The sequence below is a fragment of the Roseisolibacter sp. H3M3-2 genome, assembly GCF_029211165.1.
Classification (GTDB): Bacteria; Gemmatimonadota; Gemmatimonadetes; order Gemmatimonadales; family Gemmatimonadaceae; genus Roseisolibacter.
On record NZ_JARGEK010000335.1, the window covers coordinates 1 to 5357 of the forward strand.

General features: G+C 77.7%; 5 protein-coding genes. 3 read left to right on the top strand and 2 right to left on the bottom strand.

What is annotated here, in order from left to right; all coding sequences use genetic code 11:
* On the top strand, positions 1 to 1402 hold a 1402-nt coding region (locus tag PYV61_RS20370), incomplete at its 5' end, for an amidohydrolase family protein (RefSeq protein WP_275835060.1).
* Here the strand turns inward: PYV61_RS20370 and PYV61_RS20375 are convergent.
* Positions 1389 to 3866, bottom strand: coding sequence for an Ig-like domain-containing protein (locus PYV61_RS20375; RefSeq protein WP_275835062.1), 2478 nt, complete (start codon positions 3864 to 3866; stop codon positions 1389 to 1391). The genes PYV61_RS20370 and PYV61_RS20375 overlap by 14 nt on opposite strands.
* Before the next feature lie 193 nt (positions 3867 to 4059).
* Here PYV61_RS20375 and PYV61_RS20380 point away from each other — a divergent pair, with 193 nt between their 5' ends.
* Together PYV61_RS20380 and PYV61_RS20385 are read left to right on the top strand one after the other, a co-directional pair.
* Positions 4060 to 4299, top strand: coding sequence for a hypothetical protein (locus tag PYV61_RS20380; RefSeq protein WP_275835064.1), 240 nt, complete (start codon positions 4060 to 4062; stop codon positions 4297 to 4299).
* 187 nt (positions 4300 to 4486) lie between these two features.
* Positions 4487 to 4840 carry a ferrous iron transport protein A gene (locus tag PYV61_RS20385; RefSeq protein ID WP_275835066.1) on the top strand — a complete coding sequence of 118 codons (354 nt, stop codon included), beginning with the start codon at positions 4487 to 4489 and terminating at the stop codon, positions 4838 to 4840.
* An 18-nt stretch (positions 4841 to 4858) separates the two neighbouring features.
* On the opposite strand, the gene PYV61_RS20390 is transcribed toward PYV61_RS20385, so the two are convergent.
* On the bottom strand, positions 4859 to 5357 hold a 499-nt coding region (locus tag PYV61_RS20390; protein WP_275835068.1), incomplete at its 5' end, for a TolC family protein.

The window sequence follows — 5357 nt, forward strand, 5'->3', positions numbered from 1 at the left end:
CGACTCGCTGGTGCGCGACTCGACCGCGAGCACGACGACGGCCGCCGCCGCCGCGTCGCGCCCGGCGTACGAGCCGCAGCGCGTCGACGTGGCGATCACGGTGCCGAAGGACCGCCCCGAGGGGACGGTGGTGCTGCGCAACGCGAAGGTGGTGACGATGCGCGGCGCGACGATGGACGAGGTGATCGCGCGCGGCGACGTGCTGGTGCGCGGCAACCGGATCGCCGCCGTCGGCCCCGCGGGGTCGCTGCAGGTGCCAGCCGGGACGCGCGAGATCGACGTCGCCGGCAAGACGGTGCTGCCGGGGTTCGTGGACACGCACGCGCACCTGCGCCCGCCGTTCGGCGTGCACAAGTCGCAGGTGTGGGAGTACCTCGCCAACCTAGCGTACGGCGTGACGACGACGCGCGACCCGCAGACGGGGACGACCGACGTCCTCTCGTACGGCGACCTGGTGGAGACGGGGGACATCCTCGGCCCGCGCATCTTCTCGACCGGCCCGGGCGTGTTCTGGAGCGACGACATCCGCTCGCTCAACGACGCGCGCGACGTGCTGCGCCGCTACACGGAGTTCTACCGCACCAACACGATCAAGCAGTACATGGTCGGCGACCGGAAGGTGCGGCAGTGGGTGGTGATGGCGTCGCGCGAGCTGGGGCTGACGCCGACGCTCGAGGCGGGGCTCGACTTTCGGAAGAACCTCACCGAGGCGATCGACGGCTACGCCGGCACCGAGCACTCGTACCCGATCGCGCCGCTGGCCGAGGACGTGGTGCAGCTGGTGGCGAAGAGCGGGATCGTGTACACGCCGACGCTGCTGGTGCTGTACGGCGGGCCGTGGGCGGAGAACTACTGGTACCAGCGCCACGACATCACGACCGACGCGAAGCTCAACCGGTTCACGCCGCGCCACGAGATCGTGCAGCGCGGGCTGCGGCGCCCGGGGTGGTGGGCGGAGAACCAGTACGCGCACCCGCTGCTGGCGGCGCAGGCGAAGAAGATCGTCGACGCCGGCGGGCGCGTGGGCGTGGGCAGCCACGGCCAGCTGCAGGGGCTCGGCTACCACTGGGAGATGTGGAGCCTGGCGAGCGGCGGGATGCGCCCGATGGACGTGCTCAAGGCGGCGACGGTGTTCGGCGCCGACGCGATCGGGATGGCGAAGGACCTGGGGACGATCGACGCCGGGAAGCTGGCCGACCTCGTGGTGCTCGACGGCGACCCGACGGCCGACATCCGGCAGACGAACTCGGTGCGCTACGTGATGAAGAACGGCCGCCTGTACGACGGCGACACGCTGGCCGAGGTGTGGCCGCGGGCGCGCCCGCTGGACCGCCCGTGGTGGGCCGGGGAGGAGACGCCCGCGGCGGGGGGCGCCGGGGGCGCGGGGGTCACTGGACGGTGACGCCCGCGCTGCCGCTCCGCCCGGCCAGGGTCGCGGTGACGGTTGCGGAGCCGCGGGCCGCGCCGCGCAGGTTGCCGTTGCCCATGATGGCGACGACGCCCGGGTTGGAGCTGGACCAGCTCACGGAGCCGTCGACGGTGATCGGCTGCCCGAACTGATCGAGGGGCTGCACGGTCAGCATGGTGCGGCCGCCGACGGACAGCGTGACCGACGCGGGGACGACGCGCAGCGACGTGTAGACCCGCGCCGGCGTGGGCGTGGGCGTCGGTGAGGGCGTCGGTGTCGGAGTGGGCGACGGCGTCGGTGTCGGAGTGGGCGTCGGGGTGGGCGACGGCGTCGGACTGGGCGTCGGGGTCGGTGTCGGAGACGGAGTCGGCGTGGGAGTCGGCGTGGGAGTCGGCGTCGGCCGCGGCGTCGGCGTCGGGGTAGGCGAGGGGGTAGGAGTCGGGGTCGGACTCGGCGTCGGCGTCGGACTGGGGGTCGGCGTCGGCGTCGGTGTCGGAGTGGGCGTGGGCGTCGGTACCGGCGTGGGCGTCGGTACCGGCGTGGGCGTCGGTACCGGCGTGGGCGTCGGTGTCGGACGCGGCGTGGGCGTCGGAGTCGGCGTGGGGGACGGCGTCGGCGTCGGCTGCGGCGTCGGCGTGGGGCTCGGCGTTGGAGTCGGCGTCGGAGTGGGCGTCGGCTGCGGCGTCGGCTGCGGCGTGGGCTGCGGCGTGGGCTGCGGCGTGGGCTGCGGCGTCGGGGTGGGCTGCGGCGTCGGGGTGGGCTGCGGCGTGCCGCCCCCGCCGCCCGGGACCGGGGCGCTCACCGTCACCGCCGCCGACCCGCTCGCCCCCTCGCTCGACGCGGTCACCGTCGCCGTCCCCGGCCCGACCGCCGTCACCAGCCCGGCCGCCGACACGCTCGCCACCGCCGCGTTGCTCGTCGTGAAGGTCACCGGGCGCCCGCCGAGCACGTTCCCCGCGGCGTCGCGCAGCGTGACCGTCACCCCCGCCGAGCCGCCCGTGGTCAGCGCGAGCGTCGACGGCGAGAGCTGCACCGTCGCCACCGCCGCCGGGTCGACGCGCACCGTCACCGCGCCCGTCACCCCCTCCGAGCGCGCCACGATCACCGCCGTCCCCACCGCCACGCCGCGCACGTCGCCGTTCGCGTCGACCGTCGCCACCGCGGGGGACTCCGACGTCCACGTCACCGTGCGCCCCGCCAGCGCCGCGCCGTCGTCGCCCCGCGGCGTCGCGGTCAGGCGCAGCGCGGCGCCGACGCGCACCGTGGGCTGCGTCGGGCGCACCTCGACGCTCGCCACCGGCGTCGGCACCACGCGCACCGTCGCCGTGCCGCGCCGCTGCTCGCTGATCGCGGTGATCGTCGCCGTCCCCGGCGCGACCGCCGTCACCACCCCCGTCTCCGCGTCGACGCGCGCCACCGACGGGTCGCTGCTGGCGTAGGTCGTCGGCCGGCTCCCGAGCACGTTCCCCGCCTCGTCGGTGACCACGGCGACCAGCCGCTGGGTGCCGCCGACGATGATCGTGCTGGCGTCGGGCGACACGATCACCGCCGCCGCCGGGCGCGGCACGATCTGCAGCGTCACCGTGGCGCTCCGCCCCTCGACCGCCGCCGTGACGGTCGCCCGTCCCGGCGCCACCCCGGTCACCGTGCCGGCCGCGCTCACCGCCGCCACCGCCGCGTCGCTGCTCGTCCACACCACCGGGCGGCCGGCCAGCGGCGCGCCGGCCGCGTCGGCCACCGTCAGCGCCAGCTCGGTCGTCGCGCCCACCGCCAGCGTGTCGCGCCCCGCCCGCAGCTCGACGCGCGCCACGGCCGCCGGCGCCACCGTCACCGCCAGCGACCCCGCCCGCCCGTCGGCGGTCGCGGTGACCACGGCGACGCCGGGCGCGACCGCGCGCAGCACCGCGCCCTCGACGCGCACCACCGACGTGTCGCTGCTCGTCCACGCGAGCGTCGCCCCCGCGACCTCGGCGCCCGTCTCGTCGAGCGCCCGCGCCTGCACCGCGGCCGTCGCGCCCGCGATCAGCTGGAGCGCCGCCGGCTCGACGCGCACCTCGCTCACCGGGCGCGCCGACACCTCGACGCGCGCCACCGCGCTCCGCCCCTCGGCGTTCGCGGCCACCAGCGTCGACCCGCGCCGCACGCCGAGCACCACGCCGGCCTGCGAGACGGTGGCGATGGACGTGTCCTGCACCGACCAGAAGATCGCGCGCCCGACCACCGGGTTCCCCGCGCCGTCGAGCACGCGCGCCTGGAGCGCGCCCTCGCCGCCCACGCGCAGCCGCAGCACGGTGTCGGTGAGCTGCACGGTCTGCACGGCGCCGCCCCCCGCGCCCCCGCCGTCGGTGCCGGTGGCCCCCCCGCACGAGGCGGCGGCCACGCCGGCGGCGAGGGCGGCGAGGGCCACGGCCAGCAGCCGCGCCGACGTCGGCGCGGCGGGAAGACGGAAGGACGGCATGGACGAGCGGCGCGTGCGGCGAGGGAACGGACCCGGGGCCGCGTCGGCGTGTACGGACCCGGAAGCCCCTCGGACGCCGACGCGGCGCGTCGGCGTCCCCCAGCGCAAATGGCGAGCCCGGCGTCCCGCTCGCCACCGGAACGTCGGCGGCGCATCTTGGGGCCTCCCGGCGCACCGCCCCCGCCCCTCCCGCATGTCACCCGACGGCACGCTCCCCGAGCCCACCTGCTCCCAGGCCCCCGACGGCACCTACGTCTTCGAGCTGCAGGCGCCGGGCGGCGCCCGCCTGGTGGCCGTCGTCCTCCCCGAGGACGTCGACGAGGTGGCCGGGCCGCTGCGCGCCGACCCGCCCGACCCCGAGGAGCGGCGCCGCCGCTTCCAGGTCGCGCGCCTGATCGCCGAAGCGGAGCTGCGCGCGCAGGCCGACGGCTGACCGGCGCGGCACGCGCCGTCGCGCGGCGCGCGTACGCCGCCGTACCGGTGCGAGGCCGCGCGCGGCGTCGTGCGCGAACTCCCGACGTTTCCTCGGGGAATGGCCCGATGCGTGCGGCGCGTCCCCGTGTCACCGTGCCTGCGTCGCCCCGTCTGGAGCGACCGCCCCGTCACGCCAGGAGGACCCGATGCTCGACGACGTGCACGCCTCGTCCGCGACCGACCGCCTCCCCGTCCCCCCGTCCCGCCCCGCGACCACGCTCGCCGACGTGCGCCCCGGCGACACGATGCGCGTCCGCGCCGTCCCGGCGTGGGTGCGCGAGACGCTGGCGGGGCTCGGGCTGGTCGAGGGCGCGTACGTGCGCTGCGAGTCGGTCGACCGCTACGTGGTGGTGCGCACGGCGGACGGCACGGTGCCGTTCGAGCGCGGGCTGGTGTCGGCGGTCGAGGTGGACGTGCTCGACCCGCCCGCCGACCTGCGCACCGGCGAGTGGCCGGCCCCGTCGCGCCCCGACGCGCCGAACGCCCGCGACGCGCACTGACCCGCGCGCGCCGACCCGTCAGGACGTTCCGCCGCGCGCGGCCTCCAGCGCCGCGCCGGCGGCCAGGCGCTTCGCCTCCAGCCCGGCCAGTTTCGCGTCCTCGTCGAGCACCGCGCGCTCCCGCGCGTTGACGAGGAACAGCGTGCTCTCCCCGGCCTCGAAGCGCCGCTGCTCCCCGTCGCGCAGCACGCGCGCCTGCGCCGCCGCCGCGCGCCGCGCGCCCAGCAGCCGCTCCAGCGCCGCCACGTCGTTGGCCGCCGCACGCACCGCGATCCCGACGTCGCGGCGCACGCGCGCCACCTCCAGCGCCTGCTGCTCGGCGCGCGCGGCGGCCGCCGAGAAGCGCCCCCGCTCGCGGAGCAGCAGCAGCGGCAGCTTGGCCGCCGCGCCGACCTTCGCGTTGCCGTCCGCGGCCGCGCCCGGCGAGAGCGCCCACCCCGCGCCCCGGTCGGCCAGCGCCGCGCCCTGCACCTCGAGCGCCGGGAGCAGCCCCTGCGCGGCCAGCCGCCGCTGCGCC